Origin of the sequence: Serratia sp. BIGb0234, assembly GCF_024809915.1 — a bacterium.
Lineage (GTDB): Bacteria > Pseudomonadota > Gammaproteobacteria > Enterobacterales > Enterobacteriaceae > Serratia > Serratia liquefaciens.
This window is the reverse complement of the sequence record NZ_JANUEI010000004.1, coordinates 308,803-330,851: the sequence shown is the minus strand read 5'-3', so window position 1 is coordinate 330,851 and position 22,049 is coordinate 308,803. Positions and strand designations below refer to the sequence as shown.

The following is a 22,049-nucleotide window of genomic DNA, read 5'->3' as shown; positions in this document are numbered from 1 at the left end:
CCTCGGGGTTGAAAGAATTCGCTGTCAACCTGAGGTATGTCTAATGAATAAATACAAACTTGATGCCAAGGCTATTGATAAGGCCATCGCTCTGGCGCTGGAACAAAAACGGCTGGTGGGTGCAGTGGTGTTGGTGGCGTTGGGCGGCGAGCAGGTCTATCGTCGTGCGGCCGGTATGGCGGATCGAGAGGCGTGCAAACCGATGCGCATCGATGCGCTGTTTCGCTTGGCTTCGGTCTCCAAACCGATCCTGTCCACGGCGGCGCTGGTGCTGATGGCTCAAGGGAGTTTACGGCTTGAAGACCCGGTGGTGCGCTGGCTGCCGTCGTTCCGGCCGCGTACGCCGGACGGCCAGCAACCCTTAGTGACCGTACGTCATCTGATGACCCATACCGCAGGGCTGAGTTACCGCTTTTTCCAACCTGAGCATGGATCCTATGCGCAGGCGGGAGTATCCGACGGTATGGATGACGATCCACTCAGCCTGGCGGAAAATGTGCGTCGTATTGCCTTGGCTCCTCTGCAGGCAGCACCAGGAACCGAATGGCGCTACTCGATTGCCACCGATGTGCTGGGTGCGGTGATTGAACAAGCCAGTGGTTTGCCGTTGGCACAAGCGGTGGCACATCTGGTGACCGGACCGATAGCGATGCGAGATACCGGGTTCAGTACCCACGATGCGCAGCGGCTGACAGTGGCTTACGCTAACCATTATCCCGAGCCCCGGCCTCTGCAACAACCGGATCGCATCGAGTTTATTGACGGCACCGCCGGCTTTAAGCTTTCACCTGCCAGGGCGCTGGATGCCAGCGCCTATGCGTCAGGCGGGGCCGGCATGGTAGGTTCGGCGGAAGATTTTCTGCGTTTGCTGGAAACCCTGCGTCGGGGCGGCGCACCATTGCTGCCCGAAGAGTGGGTAACGGCCATGACCAGCAACCAGATCGGCGATTTGCCGATGCCATTCTGGCCGGGGCGCGGTTTTGGGCTGGGGATCACCGTATTGAAAGATCCGCGGGCGGCCCAGACGGCGGAATCGGTAGGTACCTGGCGTATGGGCGGGACGTACGGCCATTCCTGGTTTGTCGATCCGGCCCGGCAGCTCAGCGTAGTGGCTTTTACCAATACCGCGCTGGAGGGGATGGCGGGAGCATTTGTCGGGGAACTCTGCCAGGCGGTATATGACGGATTACCGCTTCTCGCAGGAGACCAATGCTGATGAAGATCCTGTCGCCGATTTTTTTCATTGCCCTGGGGCTGTTCGGTGTGTACTGCATCGAATTTGGCGTGGTGGGCATATTACCGCTGATCATGGAACGTTACGCAATTTCAGCCTCGCAGGCAGGGTGGCTGGTGGGGGTTTTCGCGATAACGATTGCTTTGCTGGGGCCACTGTTGGTGCTGTTGGCCTCACGGTGTAACCGTAAGCGCATGCTGCTGATTTCACTGGCCGTATTTGTCGTGACCAGTGTGCTCTCGGCTTATGCGGCCAGTTTCGGCTCCCTGCTGGTGTTGCGCATTTTGCCGGCGCTGTTCCACCCGATATATTTCGCGCTGGCGATGGTGGCGGCGGCTTCGTTGTATCCCCAACAGCAGGTGACGCGGGCGACGGCTTATGCTTTTGTCGGCACCAGTATGGGCATGGTGCTGGGGATCCCCTTGACGCATTGGATCGCCGGGCAGTTCAGCTATGAGGCCTCTTTCCTGTTTTGTGCCCTGGTTAACCTGCTGGCGGGTATCGGCTTATTTTTCTGCCTGCCTGATAGTGCCCCCCAGCGAATGGGATATGGCAAGCAGTTGGCAATATTGCGCAGCGGTGCGCTGTGGCTGAATATTCTTGCCTGTGTGCTGATCTTCGCTGCGATGTTTTCCGTTTATGCCTATGCCACCGAATACCTGAGTGGTGAAATCGGCATCAGTGGACCAAGGGTTGGCTTGCTACTGGTGATTTTTGGCTTGGGCGGCGTGTCCGGCAATCTGCTGGCGGGGAAATTACTGAACCGTCACCGGTTCGCGGCCACCTTATTGCACCCAGTGGTGCTGGCGCTGGCTTATGGGTTGCTGTATCTGTACGGCAGCACCCATCTGGGCACGATGATCGTTCTTTGCCTGTTTTGGGGGGCGGCGCATACCAGCGGTTTGATAGTGACACAAATGTGGCTGACGGCCGAAGCGCCGCAGGCACCGGAATTCGCCACCGGGCTGTATATTGCCTTTATCAATCTGGGGGTGGCGTTGGGTTCGGTGGTCAGCGGCGGCTTTATTGATGCCGTGGGGCTGCAGGGTATCATGCTCTCCGGTGGGGTGTTCGCGGCGCTGGCGACGGTGACGATCGCGTTTAAAATCAGGCTCTACCCTCGAATCGGCGCCGCAGTGACTCACGGCGTCACTTAATCATTGCCATAACGCGTTGGAACAGGATGCTGTTGGGGTTGGCCAACTCGTTAACCAGCGTGAAATGGTTGTTGTGCCGATCTTCCAGCAGCGCCACATTTAGCCCTTTTTCTCGGCAGGCGGCGAAGTAAGCCAGCGTCTGGTTTCTGAACCCCTGGGTTTCTTTGGCGCCGACGTCGAGCAGGATCTGCGGCGCATGTGCCTTTTACGGCAGCATAAACAGCGGGCTGAGGGTTGCCGCCTGCTCAGGCGACAGGCGCATCCAGTCATTGATGTAGATATCGCACAGCGGTCGTATGTCGTACAGGCCGCTCAGCGCCAGCGCCCCTTTGATCACGTTGACGGGCACCTGATACAGGTGCTGCCAGTCATCGGCGATCAGCATGCCGCACAGGTGGCCGCCGGCCGAGCTGCCGCTGACGAAGATGCGTTCTGGGTCGATGCCGTACTGGCCGGCGTGGTGGTAAAGCCAGGCTATTGCGCTACGAACCTCGCGGACGATTTCTGCCAGCGTGGCTTCAGGTTGCAAGGTGTATTCCAACGTAGCGACCGCTACGCCATGCTGGGTGAAATTTGCCGCCATCGAACAGGCTTCTTCCTTACGCTGGGAGTGCCAATAACCGCCGTGAATAAACACCAACAGCGGTGACGGTTGTCTGGCGGCAGGGAACAAGTCCAGGCGCTCGGCGACGCCCATCCCGTAGTGGATATCGTAAATCCCCGGCGTCTGCGCTTTGGCCTGCGCGGCCAGTTGTTCATATTGCGCCATACAGGCGTCAAAATCCTCTACCGAGGCACGGGCGTTGTACTGCACGGCGCGCATCGACAGATCGTCAAACAGCAGGTCGATTTTCATTATCTATCTCTCCTTGAGGGGGTGCCCTCATCATCTACCTGAAGCCGTTTAGACGTTTGCTTCTTAATGCGGGTACAGGTCCGCCGTGACATGGCGCCTGGTGCACTAATAAACTGCATTTGCTGCGCCTTCCGCCTGTTCTCTGGACGGCATAGGCTACTGACAGGTTCTTTCAGGAGTCAGCAACATGAAGTCAATAACCCAACACGCCAGCCCGCCAGTCAATTTGCGTGGGATCCTTGCCAGCCTTTGTTTATCGATGCTGGTTTCCTCGCTGGGCGCCAGCATTGCCAACGTGGGCTTGCCGACGCTGGCGCAGGCGTTCAACAGCTCTTTTCAGGCGGTACAATGGGTCGTTATCGTCTACCTGCTGGCCGTTACCACGTCGATTATTGCCATGGGCCGCTTGGGGGACAGGATGGGGCGCCGCCGCCTGTTGCTGACGGGGATTGCTCTGTTCACCCTGGCGTCCGGATTGTGTGCTATTGCGCCGGACATCTGGCTATTGTTGGCGGCGCGCGTTGCTCAAGGTTTGGGAGCGGCCGTCATGATGGCAATGACCATGGCGCTGGTTGGTGAGACGGTGGGTAAAGAAAATACCGGCCGTGCCATGGGATTGCTGGGCAGCATGTCGGCCATTGGCACGGCGCTTGGCCCTTCGCTGGGGGGCGCACTGATATTGGGTTTCGGCTGGCGGGCGATATTTCTGGTCAACATACCGGTGGGCGTAGTGGCTTTTCTGCTGGTTTATTGCTCCCTGCCGCAGGAACAGCGGCAACGGCAAAAAGAACGCGGTCGGTTTGACTGGGCAGGGACCTTACTGCTTGGGGTGACGCTGGCCTGCTATGCGCTGTCGATGACGTTGGGACGCGGTGACTTTGGCGTCGTTAACCTGACGTTGTTGTTGGGCGCGGCGCTGGGGATGGGGTTATTTGTCCGGTTGCAAAAGCGCACGGCGCTTCCCCTGATCCAGTTGGCGTTGTTCCGCCAACCGGGTCTGAGCGTCGGGTTGGCGATGAGTGCGCTGGTCATGACCATCATGATGACGACGCTGGTGGTAGGGCCATTTTATCTGACGCATGGGCTGGGTTTGGCGGTTGGGCAAGCGGGACTGGCGATGTCGGCGGGGCCGATAGTGGCCGCGTTGCTCGGGGTACCGGCCGGTCGGTGGGTGGATCGCTTCGGGGCGCAAAGGATCACTTTGATGGGGCTGACGACCATGGCTGTTGGGGCAGGCATCATGTCGATGATGTCGCTGAATCAGGGCGTGTTCGGCTACGTGGCACCGCTGTGCCTGATGACGCTGGGTTATGCGCTCTTTCAGGTCGCCAACAATACGGCCTTGATGAAGCATGCCGCCCCCGAGCAGCGTGGGGTGATCTCGGGCATGATCAACCTCTCGCGCAACCTTGGGTTGATCACCGGCGCTTCGGCCATGGGGGCGTTATTTATGCTGGCAACCCACACCGGCGATATCAAGTTGGCTTCGTCGCACGCCGTTGCAAATGGCATGCAGATAACCTACCTGGTCGCCGGTGCGCTGGCGGCGTTTGCGCTGGTGATGGCTGCCAGAAACGGTGGCGTCCGCCCGCACGAGGATGATTACAGCAGGTCGCCCCGGTAGGCGATATGAATTTTGTTGCCGTCCGGATCGCGTAGATAAGCGCCAAAATATCCCTTGCCGTAATGGGTCCGCTCGCCGGCTTCACCTTCCGATGTGCCGCCCGCAGCCAGCCCGGCGGCATAAGCTTGCCGAACCTGTTGTTCATTCTGGGCGGTGAACGCCACCATACTGCCGTTACCGGCACTGGCCGGCTGTCGGTTATAAGGTTGGTAGGCGTAAAAACGCGGCAATGTCCGGTCAGGCAATACCCAGCAACGAGCCCCGGGGCCGCCATCGGGCGTGACCGGGCGTTGCTTGAGTCCCAGTGGCAGCAAAATCGCATCGTAAAATGCGGCGGCTTTGTCCAGATCGCTGACGCCTACGGTGATATGACTAAACATAGTTTCCCTTATTTGTCCCTGCTTACACGTTCCTTCAGCTTAGGCCTAATAGCCCCAAAAGGAACGACGCGGCGCTGAATTTTCAGCCCAGATATTCAATGATCGACAAACCGCCGTTGTAATCCGTGCTGTAAATGATCCCCTGAGCGTCGACAAATACGTCGCACGACTGAATAACCTGCGGACGATCGGGGCGTGTGTCCATCATCCTCTGCGGCGCAGCGGGAACCAAAGCGCCGGTTTCCTTCGGTTGATAAGGGTTGCTGATGTCGTAAGCGCGAACGCCGGCATTTTGGTAAGTGGCGAAAATCAGCGTCGAACTGATAAAGCTGCCAGGACGGTTCTCATGCAGATTATGGGGGCCGAAGTGTGCGCCTTTGCTGACGTAATCGCGTTCATCCGGCTGTGGGAAGGTCGCGATGCTCACCGGGTTGGTCGGTTGGCGAATATCAAACAGCCAGATCAACTTTTCGCCGTCCTGCTGGTTGTCGAGCACCGCCTCATCCAATACTACCAGCAGGTCCCGATCCGGTAGCGGCAGTGCGGTGTGGGTGCCGCCGCCAAACGGCGGGCTCCAGTTGCGATGGGCAATTAACTGCGGTTGACTGCGGTCCTTGATATCCAACAGGGTTAGCCCCCCGTCGCGCCAGCTGGCATAGGCGGTATCGCCGCTGATGATCGCATGGTGCAAAGCGTAGCGCTTGCCCTCCGGCCAGTTGGGCGTTTCACCCCCGGCGCTGTGCATACCCGGTAGCCACCAACGCCCGGCGATTTGCGGATGACAAGGGTCGGCAAGATCGACGGTCAAAAAAATGTAGTCGCTGTAGCCGTCGATCAGCGCCGAAACGTAAGCCCAGCGCCCGCCCACGTACCAGATGCGGTGTACGCCGATCCCTTCCAGCGCCAGAAAACCAATCTCCCGTGGCCGGTCCGGGGCGGAAATATCGAAAATACGCATCCCGGCGCTCCAGCCGCGGAGATCGCTGCTCGATACCGTCTGGCTGATGGCGCGGGTGTAATAGACTTTTTCATCGGCAAAGCGGACGTCGGCAAATAAATCCCGGGCGTTAATCACCAGCAGCAAATCGTCATGCGCCTGTAAATGCACATTCCAGGTGCCGGGTGGCGCAGGGACAAAGCCGGCGGGTTTCGGATCCTTCGCATCGCGTACGTCGACGATGGAAAAGCCCTGCGAAACCATGTGGCCGATATAGGCATAGCCCCGATGAACCATCACCTGTACGCCGTCCGGCCTGCCGCCCTGATCGCTGTGACCGATCAGCCGCATATTGCGGCTGTATTCGGGCTGCACAAGGGGTTGCGTTGCCATCACCGCTCCTTATTTCTTAGCCTGTTGCGCTTCAAGCGTGGCGAACCAGGGGGCGATGAAATCGTCTGATTTACCCCAGTTCGGGATCACTTTCGCCAGCGAGGCGACGTTGGTGGCCGCCGGATGGCTGAGCAACAGGGCCTGCGGGATTGCCGCAGCTTTAAATTCATAGGTTGCCGGGGTTTTCTCGCCGCCAATTTTATTGGCCACCAGGCGCAGGTTAACGGCGCCGATCAGCTTGGGATCCACCGCCACGCTGAGCTTCCAGGCGCTGTCTTTAGCGCGCATCAGCGCCAGATCCTGGTTGGAGATATCGATACTGTAGAGTTTGATTTCGGTACGGCCATTCTCCTGCAAGGCCTTGTAGGCCCCCTGGCTAAACGCATCCCAGGTGCCCCAAATGGCATCGATTTTGCCTTTTGGGTATTTGGCCAGGATCGCGCCAATTTTGTTGGCCGTATCGCCCTGAACGTCGGAGGACACCGCACCGATGGATTCCAGCTCTTTGATGCCGGGCTGTTGTTTAAGCAGTTTCTGGTACTGCGCCTGACGTCGCTCCATGGGCGGGAACCCCGCGACCCATAGCTTGATGATATTCGCCTGACCGTTGAAATCTTTTACCAGTTGGCCAAACGAAAGATCGGTCAACGAAGCGTCGTCCTGCTGGGTAATGGTCACGCCCGGGATTTCGCCCTGCACGGCGGTATCAAAGGCGGCCACCGCGATGCCGCTGTCGGCGATGCGTTTGAGCAGGGCGGTTGAGTAAGGATCGCGCCCCTGAGACAGAATAATGCCGTCGTACTTCTGGCTGATGGCCTGATTGACGAAGTCCTGGAATTTGGCGTCGTCGCCGTTGGTCAGGAAGGTATTGACCTGAAAGCCGAGCTTGCGGCCTTCCTGCACCGCCCCGGATACGAACTGCGTGGTATTGTCGTCAGAACCCAAATTGCGGATCACCGCAATGCGGATCGGTCCCTGATGATTCGCTATCGCTGCCGGGATTGGGGCGGCAGTGGGGGCGGATAGTGCCGGAAACACGGCGAACAGGCTGAGCGCCAGAAGTGAGGTGTTGAACAATTTCATTGAGTTTTACCCTGCATGGTTAAGCATCATTAAAAAGCGAGAGGACAATTCATCGTCACCATTGGGATGGCTTTTTATTGAAAGGATGAATTGAGGCAGCCAGTTTCCATGGCCGACCGGCGGATGACAATGAACGAAAAAACATAAGCTAATGCAAAAGAGTATTAGTGATTGGCGTCCTCACCCCTATGATGGCAATAGCTGATAAAATAAGGACTTGAGCATGAGTGATAACTCCATCCGCGTGGTCGCCGGCCCCGCCAACTATTTTGCATTCCCCGGAGCCATTGACCAACTGGCGCAGTTTTATTCCCCGCAACAGCTGAGCAAGGCGCTCTGGGTGTACGGTGAGCGCGCATTGGCGGCGGCAAAACCCTGGTTACCGGCGGTATTCGACGATGCCGATGCTCGTCGGGTGCTGTTTAACAGCCACTGCAGCGAGAGCACCGTGCAAGATATCGTGCGCCAGGCAGGCGCGGAACGGCAACTGGTGATCGGTGTTGGCGGCGGTGCGGTGTTGGACACGGCCAAAGTGGTGGCCCGCCGCTTAGGGCTGCCGCTGGTGGCGATCCCGACCATTGCCGCCACCTGTGCCGCCTGGACGCCGCTCTCGGTGTGGTACAACGACCAGGGGCAAGCATTGCGCTATGAGATTTTCCATGATGCCAACCATCTGGTGTTGGTCGAGCCGGAAATTATCCTGCGTGCTCCGAAGGAATACTTGCTGGCTGGGATCGGTGACACCCTGGCGAAATGGTATGAAGCGGTGGTGCTGAGCCCGCAGCCGGAACGTTTGCCGTTAACCGTGCAACTGGGCCTCAATACCGCACTGACGCTGCGCGACGTATTGCTCAACCAAAGCGAGGCGGCGTTGCAGGCACAGGCGCAAGGACAATTGAGTCAGGACTTCCTTAATGTGCTGGAGGCGATTATCGCCGGTGGTGGTTTGGTGGGGGGACTGGGCGATCGCTATACCCGCATCGCCGCTGCACATTCGGTGCATAACGGGTTGACCGCGCTACCGCAAACCGATGCCTTCTTGCATGGCACCAAGGTGGCGTACGGCATTCTGGTGCAGAGTGCACTGTTGGGGCAACCGGAAACCGTGGCGCAACTGATTGCGCTTTACCGGCGACTGGATTTACCGGTCAGTCTGGCAGCGCTGCAGGTGGATATCCACGATGAAGCGCAAATCAAACGGCTGATCGAACGCACCCTGCAGCAGGGCGAGTCGATTCACCTGCTGCCGATCACGATCGACGATTCCAGCTTGCGCGCTGCGCTTAGCTTTGTGGAGTCACAGCATCGTTGAGGGGTACGGATGGCGCTGGGTGTGCGTCATCTGACGTCAGGCGTTGTCCACCCGAGGATTGGAGTGGGTCGGCTGGCTGGGATACTCCACCTGGTGCTTGTGCAGATAGTCACGTATCAACTGACGGATCACCTGAGAGGGGGTCACGTCCTGTTGCAGACAGAGTTCTTCCAGGGCTTTTTTCTTGTCTGGGTCGATGAGGACGGTCAGACGCGCCGTTTTCTTTTCCATGGTGATTGCTCCAGAGGATGATAATCAAATGATAATAGCAGGGCGGCAATACCGCCTTAGCTAAAGTGCAGCCGTTCAATTTTGCGTGACAGGTAGCGAAGATCGCAGCTAAAGCTTGGCCCGACCTCAGCGGAAAGGCGGCGCAGCAGGCTGAGTGGCGTTTCGGTATTGGCAAGCGCAGCGTAGATAATCACGTTGCCGCTGGGTGCCACGCAGTACAGAACCGTGTTAAACACCCGGTGTAAGCTGTGATACAGCAGTGAGCCCTCATCCGGCACTTCATGGTAGTTCAGTACTAACCAGCCTGGATCCGAAAGCCGCTCGGCGCACTGCGCCAAAAAGGCCTGTGTGCCCTGTTGCGGATCCATGGTAAAGGCGCTGTAGAGGTCGGAAAAAATCAGGTCATAGCGCCGCTGGGCGGGGGCTCGCAAGAAATCCGCGGCATCGGCGATGTGCATGGTGATGTTATGAACGGCAGGCAAAGTGAAGTATCGGCGGGCGACGGACACCACCGCCTGGCGTAATTCCACCACTTCCAACAGCATATTGGCATCATAGGCGTGCAGCGCTCGCACCAGGCCACCGCCGCCCAGCCCCAGGATCAGTGCCGAGGCGGGGGGCTGCCAGGCTACCGCCATCAGCATGGTTTTGATGTAGTTATGAACCGGCACCTGCGGCGCGCTGATGCACATTTTGCTCTGTTCGCAGATACCGTCAAAACGCAGGGTGCGGTAACCCTTGTGATCGGAGACGATAATTTCGCCGCAGTGATCCAACTCCCGTGCAATCACCTGACCGCGAGGGGAGAAATCCAGGCTATTTAGCAGCTTATCAACCAATGACATAGTAGTTTCGTCGAGCCTCCATCCTAAAAAGGCAGCCTTACTTACGGGCGCACATAAATTCTGCGGTACAGATCCTGCGGCCATTGACCGACGCACGGCCAGAGAATCGGGCAATGCCGGAGCGCTGTCGGACAAATGTCACTTCCATACAGAGTTGGTCACCGGGCCGTGCCGAACGATAGAAACGGGCGCGATGGATGGCCGCAAAATAGTAATGCTCGCCTGGCAGCAACGGGCTGAGAAAATAATGTGCCAACAGACCGGTGGTTTGCGCCAACGCTTCCACCATCAATACGCCGGGAAACACCGTCATCTGATGATGGCCGGTCCAGAATGTCGGTTCGTTGGCGGTGATATTTTTGATGGCGCTAAGGCGGCCTTCGGCAATGCAAGTGCCGGCAGGCAGGATGCGGTCAACCAGCAGACAGGGAAAACGGTGTGGCAGGATAGATTGAACATCCTGGTACTGCAGTGGATTACCATTTAGCGGCATGTGTGTTTCGGATCCTGTCAGCGGGCAAAGCTCAGCTTGCGTGGGCCTCTGTGCCGGTCGAAGTGTAATGACATTATAATGTTATTATCATCAGATGCACCAAATGAAAGCCTTCTGGGTTGAAAAAAAGCGAATAACGTCAGCCGATTCAAACGCCAGTAATTACAACTTGTTGAAGATATTGCGTGTTTCGAGGGGGAGGAAGTTAGCCGCCAGCAGGAGAGCGGCGGCTAAGGGGGATCAGTTTTTGTAGCGCGTCAGCTTATCGAGGTAGCCCATCACAAAAGCCGAAAGGACAAAGGTCAGGTGGATGATCACATACCACATCAGCTTGTTGTCCGGCACGTTTTTGGCGTCCATAAACACCCGCAGCAGGTGAATGGAGGAAATGGCGACAATTGAAGCGGCCACCTTGTTCTTTAGAGAGGTGGCATCCATCTTGCCCAGCCAGCTCAGTTTCTCTTTGTTTTCGCTGATATCCAGCTGCGAAACAAAATTTTCATAGCCCGAGAACATCACCATCACCAGCAGGCCGCCAACCAGCGCCATATCGACCAGCGAGAGCAGCGTCAGAACCAGATCCGCTTCGGCTATGGAGAAAATGTTCGGCAGAACATGGAATATCTCCTGGAAAAATTTAATCGACAGCGCCAGCAAGGCCAGGGACAGGCCGAAGTAAACCGGGGCAAGTAGCCAACGGGAGGCATACATGGCATTTTCTAGAAAGCGTTCCATAGTCATCTGAGTTCGTTACAAAAAGTGGGATACAGTATAACGCAAGAGGCCCGTCAAAAGGCAAGAGAGCCCGCGAGGATTGAAAGGGGATTTCACCGGAATGAGGGAATGCCATGCGAAAGAAATAAGCCCCTTTAATCAATGCGTGTTTTTAAGCTATTTACTCCGCAAAAAAATATTTTATCAATATATATTGAGCTATCCGAAAATCAGACTAGCCTTTAAATGCTGCATGATGACATTGCAGTGGGTTTTTATATCGCGAGCGAATTATATATAACGGAAATGAATTAACCTAATGGAGATGGATATGGATAATTCCCTAAATGGAAAAACCAACGGTTGGGATAGTGTTAATGATTTGCTGAATTACCATAATAGAGGCAATGGTTTAACCATTAATAATAAGCCTTCTTTTGATATAGCAGCGGCAGGCAAGCAAATAGCGCGCAGTGAACAAACCTGGAATGGAACTCACGTCATCGGCCAAGGCGCCACCGTCACTTACTCCTTCCCGGATTGGGATTATAATCAGAGCAATTTAAATGGTCGCTTTGCCAGCCAAGACACCGGCCTTAGCGCCTTTACCGCCGATCAAAAAGCGCAGGCCAAGCTTTCCCTGCAGTCTTGGGCCGATGTGGCGAACCTTAATTTCGTCGAGGTAGCCCCAGGGCAAAAGTCCAACATTACCTTTGGTAATTATGAGGGCGACGGTCAGGCTTATGCGATTAAACCTTTTACCGGCGCAGGTACGGATTATCGCGGGCATAATACCGACGGTCAAAGCTGGTTCAATATTAATTACGACTATGCAGATCCCCGTGATGGTGTTTATGCCAATTTACATCCTGAATTGGGCAACTATGGCCGCCTGAGCATCACCCATGAATTGGGGCACACTTTGGGGTTGGATCACCCAGGGGTTTACAATGCCGGACAAAGCCCGAGTTATGCCAAGGCTACCTACGCCGAAGATACTCGCCAGTTCAGCGTGATGAGCTATTGGGATGAATCTGTCACCGGCGGCGATCACGGCGGTTATTATTCCGCGGCTCCGCTGGTCGATGATATTGCTGCCATTCAGTATTTATATGGTGCCAATACCACCACGCGCACCGGTGACACGGTATATGGATTCAACTCTAACTCCGGCAGAGATTTCTACACCGCGACGGACAGCAGCCAGAAACTGATTTTCTCCGTCTGGGACGCGGGCGGTAACGACACCCTCGATTTCTCAGGGTACTCGCAAGACCAGCGTATTAATCTGACCGAAGGCTCGTTCTCTGACGTTGGCGGGTTGAAGGGCAATATTTCCATCGCCGTAGGCGCTGTCATCGAAAACGCCATTGGCGGTTCGGGGAATGATGTCATTGTCGGCAACGACGCCGCCAATATTCTTCAGGGCGGCGCGGGGAACGACGTTATTTACGGTGGCGGTGGGCAGGATCAGTTATCCGGTGGCAGCGGCAGTGATATTTTTGTTTTCTCCGCCGTGAGCGATTCACCGTTCAAATCGCCGGATAAGATCCTAGACTTTGAAACCGGTATCGACAAGATTGACCTGTCTTTCTTTAATCAGGGCGATAACGGTACAGACTTTATTCATTTCGTTGACAGCTTCAGCGGTCAGGCAGGTGAGGCCACGTTGACGTATAATTCACAAAGTGATTTTAGTGAATTGGCATTGAATATAAGTGGTCATGCGACACCGGACTTCCTGGTGAATATCGTAGGCCAGGCAAATACCGCCACTGATTTTATTGTTTAATTCTGTCACGGTGGGCTATGCCCACCGTTTTATTACGGTTTTATTCCCCTGCGTCCCACAATGTCTCTTCGCCACGTCGGCTGCCGACGCCGCTTTGTAAGGATTTCGTAAGCGGTTTGGAAGTATCTCATCAATGTATTTAATAAGGTTATAACGACGTTGCTTATGGTAAGCATTGTCATTATTATCAATTTACTGAGTCTGCGAAGAAAGACCTTTATTTTAGCATTATTAATTTCTTTTAATCCCTTTTAACTCGGTTAAACCCGAGTGGCGAAGCAACTGCGAGCGAATACTAATAATTAATGCAGGGCTAACACATGTGCAGAACTTTTAATTGCCGGGGAATTATCGGGCATTCCGCCTTATGGGGTGCGTTAATCGCCAGTGCCTTTAACGCCAATGCGGAAGTTAAGAAAACCTCATTAGAAAAGACCACGCAAAGTGAAGAAGAAATAACGGTAGTGGCGCCGGTTATTGAAAACAAATCGGGGACAATCACCACTATTACCGCGCAAGACATGCAGAAAAAAGGGGGCAATGATTTCGGCTCGATTATGCGCTACGAACCCTTGATCAGTGCCACCGGTGTCAGCGGGGGCTCATCATCGGGGAAAAGCGGTTTCGATCGCAGCGGGTATACCGGTTATAACATCCGTGGCCTGGAGAGCAATCGCGTCGGATTGGACGTCGACGGCATTCCACAGCCTGATGCCACCGGACGCAGCTACGTCAGCCGCGCCGGGCTCAATACCTTTGGCATCGGCAGGGACTATATCGACCCTTACATGTACGGCCAGGTGGAGATCGAATCGGGCGCAACCTCGATTGAACGCAGTAATACTTCTATTGGCGGCGCCGTTTCGTTTTTACCGAAATCAGCCGATCAGTACCTTTCCCCCACCAAACAGACCTACTTTGGTTACCAGAGCGATTACGATTCATCCAATCGCAGCTGGCACAATGGCATTACCGCCGCTGCGGGCGATGAACAACTGCGCGGGGTGTTTGTTTACAGTCGCCGTGACGGCCAGGAAACGCGCAATAACAGCGGCACCCACCAGGCCTATCCGGCCAACTGGCACACCAATGCGCTGATGGCCTCCGGTATCTGGCAACCGAACGACGAACACAAACTCACGGGCACGGTGGATTACTATGACAAAACCAACCACACCCATTACGACAGTTGGAACTCGGCCGGCAGCGCCATTCTGGGGACCGCCCAACAGCAAAGCAATACGCGCCGTTGGGGAGTGAGCCTGAAAGATGAATGGACGCCGTACAACGATTTTGTCGATACCCTGACCTCAAAAGTCTATTACCAACAGACTCAGGCGCATGACAACACCTATATGCCCACCAGCACTGGCAGCATGGAACGGGTTTATTCCGACTACAACGTCAACACCTATGGTTTTGAAACCCAGATAGCCAAAACATGGGGACGGCACACGCTGAGCGGGGGACTCAATGCAAGGTTGACCGATACCGAGCGACCGTTCCGTGAAGAGCCTGCACCCAGTGCATTTACCGCCATCATGCAGCCGGAGTCCGACAGTCGCAGCTATGTGCTGGGCGGTTATGTGCAGGACAGGATCCAGTTTGATCTCGACGGGCACGGCTTTGCCGTGGTGCCGGGCGTGCGCGTGGCTCACCAAAGCACCAAGCCGCAGAATCTGAGCAGCCTGACTACCGGCAGCACGGTGCTGACGGAGTCCGAGTTGGAAACGCTGTACGGCAAAAGCAACACCGATACCCAGGTCCTGCCGTCACTCAGCTTCCAGTACAATCTGACGCCGACGTTGATGACTTATCTCCAGTACAAACGCGGTGCGCAGTTCCCGAACGCCAGCCAACTTTATGGCTCATGGAACCTCGGCTCCAGCTACGCAGGCACCGCGCAGTATGCGTTGATCGGCAACGCCGATCTGAATACCGAGACCAGCAACAACCTGGAATGGGGCGTGAAGGGAGAGGTTGTCGAAGGCGTGACCCTGCGCACCTCGCTGTTCTACAACACCTATAAAAACTTCATTGCCTATACCCGCTACCAGCGCGCCAGCAGTCCGGACAAGTTTGCTAACGTGCCGTCCAATATCTACACCATTTATCAGGCGGAAAACCGCGACAAGGCCTACATCTACGGGGGTGAAATCAGCACCCGGCTGAATTTTGGCACCTGGTTTGAGCAGGTTAACGGCCTGAGCGCGAACTTTGCCCTGGGGTATAACCAGGGCAAGTCCAAGTCCAGTTACTCCGGCGATAAATATGTTGATATCGACAGCGTTGCGCCAATGAAGGCCATTGTCGGCGTGGCGTGGGACGATCCGGCAAAACGCTACGGCGCTGCGGTGACGGCGACCTTCGTTAAAGGCAAGCAGGCAACGGCCACCAACCGTGAAAGCTACAACAACGCCAGCGGCAGTACGCTCACCGACGCAACCACGGAATATTTGCGCGTGCCGGGTTATGGCCTGGTGGATATGTCCGCGTACTGGCAGGTGGCTCGCAATGTGAAGCTGAGTGGCGGTGTGTATAACATCACCGACAGAAAATACCGTGACTACCTGAGCAGCCGCGAACTCACGGACTCGACTCAACAGGATGCTTACGATAATGCGTTGGCCGTTATGCCGGGAAGAACTTTCCAGTTAGGCGTAAACGTGGATTTCTAAGCTCATCCGGTGGATGAACCCATAACGTTCCTTATGCCGCCCTTCGCCAGTGAAAGGCGGCTTGGTCATCCATCGCCCGCTGAAGGAGACACCCCATGAAACTGTGGATTATCGGCTTGCTGGCACTGCCGTTTTCGCTCTTCGCCACCGAACGCGTGATCTCGATTGGCGGAGACGTCACGGAGATTGTTTATGCGCTTGGCGCCCAGCAAACGTTGGTCGCACGCGACAGCACCAGCCTGCAACCGCCGCAAGCCACGGCGCTGCCCAATGTCGGTTATATGCGACAGCTCAATGCCGAAGGGATGCTGGCGATGAAACCCACGCTGGTGATCGCCAGCATGCTGTCACAACCCTCGTTGGCGTTGCAGCAGGTCGAACAGGCCGGGGTAAAAGTCGTCACCGTGACAGGCAAACCCGAACTGAACGCGATCGACGAAAAAATAACCGCGATCGCCGCTATCCTGGGCCGCGAAAAAGAAGGGAAAGCCCTGCAGGCAGAGTTGGATCGCCAGCTCGCCGCGGTGCCGACGAACCCTCTGCCGGTCAGGGTGCTGTTTATCATGGCGCACACTGGGATCACGGCCATGGGGGCCGGCAGCGACACCGCCGCCGATGGCGCCATTCGCAGCGCCGGGCTGCAAAATGCCATGGGCGGCGTAGCACGTTATCAATCGTTAACCCAGGAGGGCCTGGTGGCCGCTGCGCCCCAGCTGCTGGTGATAGGCAAAGGCAGTTTGCGACGGATGGGCGGTGAGGCGAATATCTGGGCGCTGCCGGGATTGGCTTTTACCCCGGCGGGTCAACAACGGCGCCTGTTGGTGATTGATGATAATGCGCTGCTGAGTTTTGGCCTGGGCATGCCGGCGGCCATTGGCCAACTGCGTCAGGCGGCTCAAGCCGTAACCCCTTAAGCTTTCGTGCCTTTATTGTCTACGTGCCCTAATGAGCGCTCGGGGAAACAACGATCGCGCAAGCGCTGTTTCAATGCCGCCGCATCCGGAAAGCCGCCCTCGATTTTACGATCCCAAAGTACCACGCCGTCGACGGTGATTTCATAAATGCCGCCGGTACCGGGTACCAGGGTGACGGCGGCTAAATCGGTGCTGAAGGTGTGGAGCAACTCTTGCGCCATCCACGCCGCACGCAGCAGCCAGTTGCATTGCGAACAATAGTGAATGGTGACGGCAGGGGATGTTTTCATGGGCAGAACCATAGCGGCGAGAGAGAGCCTGCATCATCGAACGCCGCCGTCGTGCTGTCAAGCCGACTTCCTCAGGGACGCAGCAAGGTCAAATCAATCTGCCACCTGTTGATTTTATTGTACAAGGTGGTGCGTGAAAGCCCGAGCAGACGAGCCGCCTGTCGCAGATTACCGTTACTGGATTCAATGATCTGAATGATATGGGTGCGTTCATTGTCCTCCAGGCGGCTTGAGGGGACGGCTTCCTGTTCAGGAAAAGCCTGGGCGATCTCCCTGGGCAAATCATCCACGTCGATCAGCAACCCTTCGCACAGGTTCACCATCCGCTCCACCAGGTTTTCCAATTCGCGCACGTTGCCGGGCCAGTGCCAGGCGTTAAGGCAAACCATGGCCTGCGGTGAGACCTGCGGCGGGATCTTCTTCATCCGCGTACTCAGCTTGTGAATAAAGCCGTTGACCAGTCCGGCGATATCTTCCCGACGTTCACGCAGGGGCGGAACGGGGAGGGAAAGGACGTTCAGGCGGTAATAAAGGTCACGACGAAACGCGCCGTTCTCCACGGCCTGCAGCAAATCGCAATGGGTAGCCGCAATAATTCGCACATTCACTTTGACCGGATGCGCCGCGCCAATCCGCAACACTTCGCCTTCCTGCAATACGCGCAGCAGGCTGGTTTGTGCATCCAACGGCATTTCACCGATTTCGTCGAGCAACAGCGTGCCGCCGTCCGCCAGTTCGAATTTGCCTGCCGAACCGCCGCGACGCGATCCGGTAAAGGCGCCATCGACGTAGCCAAACAGCTCGCTTTGCACCAGATCGCGCGGCAGGGCGCCGCAGTTGACCGCGACAAAGGGTTCGTTGCAGCGCTCACCGCCGTTGTGGATTGCCTGAGCGAACAGCTCCTTGCCGGTGCCGCTTTCCCCCGTCAGCAAGACCGTGCTGTCACTGCGACTGCAGGTGCGCGCCTGCATGATCGCCTCCCGCATGCGGCGGGAATGACCGAAAATCATCTCGAAGGTGTAGCTGGCGCTCACGCCCATGACTCGTCGGGTGATGGCCCGGATGCGCTGATTTTCGCGCAGGGAGAGCACCCGGCCATTATCCGGCGCAGGCATCAGCGAAATCACGCAGGAGAGGGCCGGCTTGCCGACGGGCATAAACACCATTTCACGATCGTTGCAAAACGGCATGGTTAACAACGATCCGGATTGGGGGCACAACAGCTCATCGATCGGCGTATCACCGGGTTCCAGCCCGCCAAAAATTTGGCGAGCATAGCGGTTGACCGTTTTCAGCCGGCCGTGCCTATCGCAGACCATCACGCCTTCATTCAGGGTTTCCAAAATGGACTGCTGCTCGGCCAACAGCCGGTGCAGCTTGAGTTGTTGACCGATGGCCTCCGCAGCCGCTTGCACGGTACCCAGAGTGTGGGCATTGAAATTGTCCGGCGTGGCGGTGAGCGTCAGCACGCCAATCATGACACCTTCGGCGTTGCGCACCGGCGCGGCGGCGCATTGGCGATGCCGTTGCCGCAGGCCCATCTTCCAGTTTTCACCGCTGAGCACATATACCAGCCGCTGTTCAAGCAGGCAGCGTGCGGTGCAGTTAGTGCCCTGAACCTCTTCACGCAAGATGCTGCCGATCGGCGTCATGTCCGCGCCACAGTAGTGAAGGGTGACGCCATGGGCATCGGTCAGGTTGATGTGACCGTCGGGATTATAGGCCAGCAAATTTTCCATGATGCTGCGCGCCACGGCAATCAGCTCGGCATTGTGTGCCAGAATCGCCAGCAGTTGGTCAGGCGGTGGCGCGTGATAGACAAACTCATCGGGATCGATGCCGTATTCACGCGAGCGTCGCCAGGATTGCAGGATCGACTTGCGTATCCAACCGGGCTGGCCGCCTTCATTAAACGCCTGCCACCCTTGCCAAAACAGGCTGTCCCATTCACCGGATTCCGCCCCTTCAGGCAGGCTGAAGATCGGATCGCTCTCGTCTTTGATCGGCATCAGGCCGGCGGCTGTCTGCATGGTGCGCTCCGCTGTTTGGAATGTAATGTTCATTTTATTGACATGTGAAATTGACATGTCAATTTAGTTGTCACTTTGTTATGCCTATCTGTGCAACGTCTCACAAATTCCGCGTGTTTTGAGCTGGCATCCCCTTTGCAATACCCAGGGTGAACTCCGTTGCCCAATAGGGCGTTACCTCACATAAGGAATCACTATGAGTCATTCATCCCAACCCCTGCGTGTTGGTCTGATCGGTGCTGGCAGAATGGGCACTTTCCATGCGGAGTCGTTGGCACGGCGCGTGCCGGGTGCGGTGCTGGCGGCGGTGGCCGATCCTCTGCCGGGTACGGCGCAACGGCTGGCGGAACGTTTGGACGTTGAAGCCTACAGCGATTTGCAGGCGATGCTGGACAACCCGGCTATTGATGCGGTGGTAATAGCATCTCCGGCCCGCACCCATGCGGAGTGGGTGATTGCAGCGGCACAGGCCGGTAAGCATGTGTTCTGCGAAAAGCCGATGGCTATCACGCTGGATGAGGCAGACAGCGCAATTGCCGCCGCAAAACGGGCGGGCGTGGTTCTGCAGGTCGGATTTAATCGCCGTTTTGTCAGCGGATTTGCCGCCGCTATCGCCGCCGTAAAGGCGGGTGAGAATGGCACTACGCAGTTATCCCGTTCGGTGACGCGCGATCCCTTGCTACGGGATCCGGCGCCCATCCCGGCGTGGACCATCTTTCTTGAAACCTTGATTCATGATTTCGACACCTTGCTGCATTTCAACCCTGGCGCCAGGCCGGTAGAGGTTTATGCGTTGGCGGACGCCCTGGTGCGGCCGGACTTCAAAGACAAAGGGCTGTTGGACACCGCCGTGGTCACCATTCGCTTTGACAACGGGGCTATCGCCACCGCCGAAGCCAATTTCCAGGCGGTGTACGGTTACGACGTACGCGGCGAGGTGTTTGGCAGCAAAGGCATGTTGCAGGCGGGCAATATCAACCTGAACAACTGCGTGCGTTATCACGCCGGAGGCATCGCCATAGAAACCTCGCGGCAGGACACCGATCTGCTGCGTGACGCTTACGTGGCGGAGTTGACCGAATTCGCCCAGAGCATCCGGCAGGGTTGCAGCCCGCGTGCTACCGGACAAGATGCGCGCAATGCGCTGGCGATAGCCTTGGCCTGTATCGAGTCGGTGCAGCAGGGCAAACCGGTCAAATTAGGGGGGCAATAATGGCCAGTTATCAGCTCTCTGTATGCGCAGAAATGGTATTTCTCGATCTGCCGTTTATCGAACGCGTGGCGCGTATCGATGCGCTGGGTTTTGGCGTTGAAATGTGGAACTGGGCCAATAAGGACCTTGATGCTTTAGCCGCCAGCGGGGCGCGCTTTACATCAATGACCGGCTATCTGACCGGCAACCTGACCGACGACGAAGACATTGCCCAACTGTTGCACAGCGCAGAGCAGTCATTGGCCGTTGCCCAACGCTTGAACTGCCCGAGCCTGAATCTTCACGGTACCGGGCTGGATCCTCAGGGATTACCGGTGAAACCGGTGGCGGTGGTAACCGGTGCGATGTGGCTCAAGGCGGCCGATACGCTAAGCCGGCTGGCGCACATGGCGGAGCAGACCGGGAAAGTCTTCACGCTGGAAAACCTCAATTTGCCACGCGACCACCCTGGCACACCCTTCGCCAAAGCCTGCGACACCCTGGCTCTGGTGGTGGCGGTAAACCGCCCGGGCCTGAAGATGAATCTCGATCTTTACCATGCGCAGATTGGCGAAGGGGATCTTATCGAACTGATCCGTCGCTGTGGCCCGGCAATAGGGGAAATCCAGGTGGCGGACGTGCCGGGGCGGCAACAGCCTGGTACCGGTGAAATCAATTACCGCGCCATCGCACGCACGTTAGAAGACATCGATTATCAGGGCGTGGTGGCGATGGAAGGGTGGGCATCCGGTGACAGCACCGAGGCGCTGTTACAGTTCCGCGACCATTTTACCCGATAGCCTGAACACATCCGGGCAGGGCCGCTGCCCGGCATTCAAAATGATGCGTTGATTTTAATAATAAATAAACCTCAACCTACAGGATGTCATCATGAAAACCAAAACCTTGCTACTGATACTGCTGAGCATCGTCATGAGCTTCAGCGCCCAGGCGAAAACCTACAAGGTCGGCGTGGCGCTGGCCAATTTCGACCTTAACTTTGTCTCTATTTTGCGTTCACAGATGGTGAGCGAACTTAAGCAGTTGGGTATGGACGGCCAGTTTGTCGATGCCAAAGGAGACGTGGCGTTGCAGGTGCAGCAGGTGGACGATTTTATCAACCTCGGGGTGGACGCCATTATCCTCAACCCGGTTGACACTCAGGGGGTGAAACCGATGATGGACGCCGCCGAACGCGCCAATATTCCGTTGATTTTCGTCAACCGCAAACCGGAGGTGAAACTGGGCAAGGACATGGCCTACGTAGGCTCTGACTCTGCGGTGGGCGGTGAAATGCAGATGGAAGCCTTGGCGAAAAAGATGAACTACCGTGGGAACGTGGCGATCCTGATGGGGGCGTTGTCCAATGAAGAAGCACGCGAGCGCACCCGCGCCGTGGAAGCGGTGATCGCCAAATACAAAGACATGAAGGTGCTGGAGAAGCAGACCGCCAAATGGCAGCGCAACGAGGCGGTGGACGTGGTGTCCGGTTGGCTGCTGAACGGCCGGCCGATTGACGCGATTGCCGCTAACAACGATGAAATGGCGATTGGTGCCATCATGGCGCTGAATCAGGCCAAAAACAAAACCATTCTGGTGGCGGGCATCGACGGCACGCCGGACGGTCAGCAGTTCATTAAAAACGGCGGCATGACGTTGACCATTTTCCAGGATGCCAAAGGGCAGGCCATCGGGGCGGTGCAGGTAACCAAGGCGCTGTTGGAAAAACAAAAGGTCGAGCCTTATAACTGGGTACCTTACAAAACCATCACACAGCAGAATTTGGCAGAATTCCAGGCGGTTAATCAGAAGTAGATATAGTGCCCTTTGTGGCCGTGAGGCGATGGCATCATAGCCGCAGTCATGTACGAAGACCGTTGGATCTCGGTGCAGA

At 56.5% G+C, this 22,049-nt stretch carries 20 protein-coding genes; 10 read left to right on the top strand and 10 right to left on the bottom strand.

What is annotated here, in order from left to right; all coding sequences use genetic code 11:
• Positions 1-43: 43 nt before the first annotated feature.
• Together M2407_RS17715 and M2407_RS17710 are read left to right on the top strand one after the other, a co-directional pair.
• Positions 44-1,216 carry a serine hydrolase gene (locus M2407_RS17715; protein ID WP_259218759.1) on the top strand — a complete coding sequence of 391 codons (1,173 nt, stop codon included), beginning with the start codon at positions 44-46 and terminating at the stop codon, positions 1,214-1,216.
• Positions 1,216-2,391, top strand: coding sequence for an MFS transporter (locus M2407_RS17710; RefSeq protein ID WP_259218824.1), 1,176 nt, complete (start codon positions 1,216-1,218; stop codon positions 2,389-2,391). Before M2407_RS17715 ends, M2407_RS17710 begins: the two co-directional genes overlap by 1 nt.
• 205 nt (positions 2,392-2,596) lie before the next feature.
• On the opposite strand, the gene M2407_RS17705 is transcribed toward M2407_RS17710, so the two are convergent.
• Entirely contained in the window at positions 2,597-3,247 is a 651-nt protein-coding gene (locus M2407_RS17705) for an alpha/beta hydrolase (RefSeq protein ID WP_259218758.1), read from the bottom strand.
• A gap of 187 nt (positions 3,248-3,434) precedes the next feature.
• Between M2407_RS17705 and M2407_RS17700 the strand changes: the two genes are divergently transcribed.
• Entirely contained in the window at positions 3,435-4,871 is a 1,437-nt protein-coding gene (locus tag M2407_RS17700) for an MFS transporter (protein ID WP_201896412.1), read from the top strand.
• Here M2407_RS17700 and M2407_RS17695 read toward each other — a convergent pair.
• From M2407_RS17695 to M2407_RS17685, 3 genes are all read right to left on the bottom strand, one after another.
• The gene (locus M2407_RS17695; RefSeq protein ID WP_020826842.1) at positions 4,850-5,251 is read right to left on the bottom strand and encodes a VOC family protein; all 402 of its coding nucleotides are present in this window, start codon (positions 5,249-5,251) and stop codon (positions 4,850-4,852) included. The two genes, M2407_RS17700 and M2407_RS17695, sit on opposite strands and share 22 nt — an antisense overlap.
• A gap of 82 nt (positions 5,252-5,333) precedes the next feature.
• Positions 5,334-6,581 carry an LVIVD repeat-containing protein gene (locus tag M2407_RS17690; RefSeq protein ID WP_020826843.1) on the bottom strand — a complete coding sequence of 416 codons (1,248 nt, stop codon included), beginning with the start codon at positions 6,579-6,581 and terminating at the stop codon, positions 5,334-5,336.
• 9 nt (positions 6,582-6,590) lie between these two features.
• Positions 6,591-7,664 (bottom strand): sugar ABC transporter substrate-binding protein, encoded by a 1,074-nt coding sequence (locus M2407_RS17685; protein WP_020826844.1) that lies wholly within the window; start codon positions 7,662-7,664, stop codon positions 6,591-6,593.
• Between the two features lie 223 nt (positions 7,665-7,887).
• Here M2407_RS17685 and M2407_RS17680 point away from each other — a divergent pair, with 223 nt between their 5' ends.
• Positions 7,888-8,976 carry an oxidoreductase gene (locus M2407_RS17680; protein WP_259218754.1) on the top strand — a complete coding sequence of 363 codons (1,089 nt, stop codon included), beginning with the start codon at positions 7,888-7,890 and terminating at the stop codon, positions 8,974-8,976.
• A gap of 36 nt (positions 8,977-9,012) precedes the next feature.
• Here the strand turns inward: M2407_RS17680 and M2407_RS17675 are convergent, their stop codons facing one another.
• The 4 genes from M2407_RS17675 to M2407_RS17660 form a co-directional block, all read right to left on the bottom strand.
• A complete protein-coding gene (locus M2407_RS17675) occupies positions 9,013-9,207 on the bottom strand; it encodes a ribbon-helix-helix protein, CopG family (protein WP_012145111.1) in 195 nt (64 codons plus the stop codon).
• 56 nt (positions 9,208-9,263) lie between these two features.
• The gene (locus M2407_RS17670; RefSeq protein ID WP_116690495.1) at positions 9,264-10,052 is read right to left on the bottom strand and encodes a spermidine synthase; all 789 of its coding nucleotides are present in this window, start codon (positions 10,050-10,052) and stop codon (positions 9,264-9,266) included.
• A gap of 37 nt (positions 10,053-10,089) precedes the next feature.
• Positions 10,090-10,545 (bottom strand): 3-hydroxyacyl-ACP dehydratase FabZ, encoded by a 456-nt coding sequence (gene fabZ / locus M2407_RS17665; RefSeq protein WP_020826847.1) that lies wholly within the window; start codon positions 10,543-10,545, stop codon positions 10,090-10,092.
• A 240-nt stretch (positions 10,546-10,785) separates the two neighbouring features.
• Positions 10,786-11,280: a TIGR00645 family protein gene (locus tag M2407_RS17660; protein ID WP_041414553.1), complete on the bottom strand. Its 495-nt coding sequence runs from the start codon at positions 11,278-11,280 to the stop codon at positions 10,786-10,788.
• A gap of 310 nt (positions 11,281-11,590) precedes the next feature.
• Between M2407_RS17660 and M2407_RS17655 the strand changes: the two genes are divergently transcribed.
• From M2407_RS17655 to M2407_RS17645, 3 genes are all read left to right on the top strand, one after another.
• Positions 11,591-13,051, top strand: coding sequence for a serralysin family metalloprotease (locus tag M2407_RS17655; RefSeq protein WP_061069158.1), 1,461 nt, complete (start codon positions 11,591-11,593; stop codon positions 13,049-13,051).
• 320 nt (positions 13,052-13,371) lie between these two features.
• Entirely contained in the window at positions 13,372-15,729 is a 2,358-nt protein-coding gene (locus M2407_RS17650; protein ID WP_259218753.1) for a TonB-dependent receptor domain-containing protein, read from the top strand.
• A 95-nt stretch (positions 15,730-15,824) separates the two neighbouring features.
• Complete coding sequence (locus M2407_RS17645; RefSeq protein WP_259218752.1) at positions 15,825-16,643, top strand: hemin ABC transporter substrate-binding protein; 819 nt, start codon at positions 15,825-15,827, stop codon at positions 16,641-16,643.
• Here M2407_RS17645 and M2407_RS17640 read toward each other — a convergent pair.
• On the bottom strand, positions 16,640-16,933 hold the full coding sequence (locus M2407_RS17640) for a SelT/SelW/SelH family protein (RefSeq protein WP_048758976.1): 294 nt from the start codon (positions 16,931-16,933) through the stop codon (positions 16,640-16,642). The genes M2407_RS17645 and M2407_RS17640 overlap by 4 nt on opposite strands.
• Before the next feature lie 71 nt (positions 16,934-17,004).
• Positions 17,005-18,963 carry a sigma-54-dependent Fis family transcriptional regulator gene (locus M2407_RS17635; protein WP_259218751.1) on the bottom strand — a complete coding sequence of 653 codons (1,959 nt, stop codon included), beginning with the start codon at positions 18,961-18,963 and terminating at the stop codon, positions 17,005-17,007.
• A 196-nt stretch (positions 18,964-19,159) separates the two neighbouring features.
• Here M2407_RS17635 and M2407_RS17630 point away from each other — a divergent pair, with 196 nt between their 5' ends.
• The 3 genes from M2407_RS17630 to M2407_RS17620 all read left to right on the top strand — a co-directional run bounded on the left by M2407_RS17630 (position 19,160) and on the right by M2407_RS17620 (position 21,970).
• A complete protein-coding gene (locus tag M2407_RS17630; protein ID WP_259218748.1) occupies positions 19,160-20,176 on the top strand; it encodes a Gfo/Idh/MocA family oxidoreductase in 1,017 nt (338 codons plus the stop codon).
• On the top strand, positions 20,176-20,955 hold the full coding sequence (locus tag M2407_RS17625; RefSeq protein WP_259218746.1) for a TIM barrel protein: 780 nt from the start codon (positions 20,176-20,178) through the stop codon (positions 20,953-20,955). Before M2407_RS17630 ends, M2407_RS17625 begins: the two co-directional genes overlap by 1 nt.
• A 91-nt stretch (positions 20,956-21,046) precedes the next feature.
• Positions 21,047-21,970 (top strand): substrate-binding domain-containing protein, encoded by a 924-nt coding sequence (locus M2407_RS17620; protein WP_259218745.1) that lies wholly within the window; start codon positions 21,047-21,049, stop codon positions 21,968-21,970.
• The last annotated feature ends 79 nt before the right edge of the window (positions 21,971-22,049 follow it).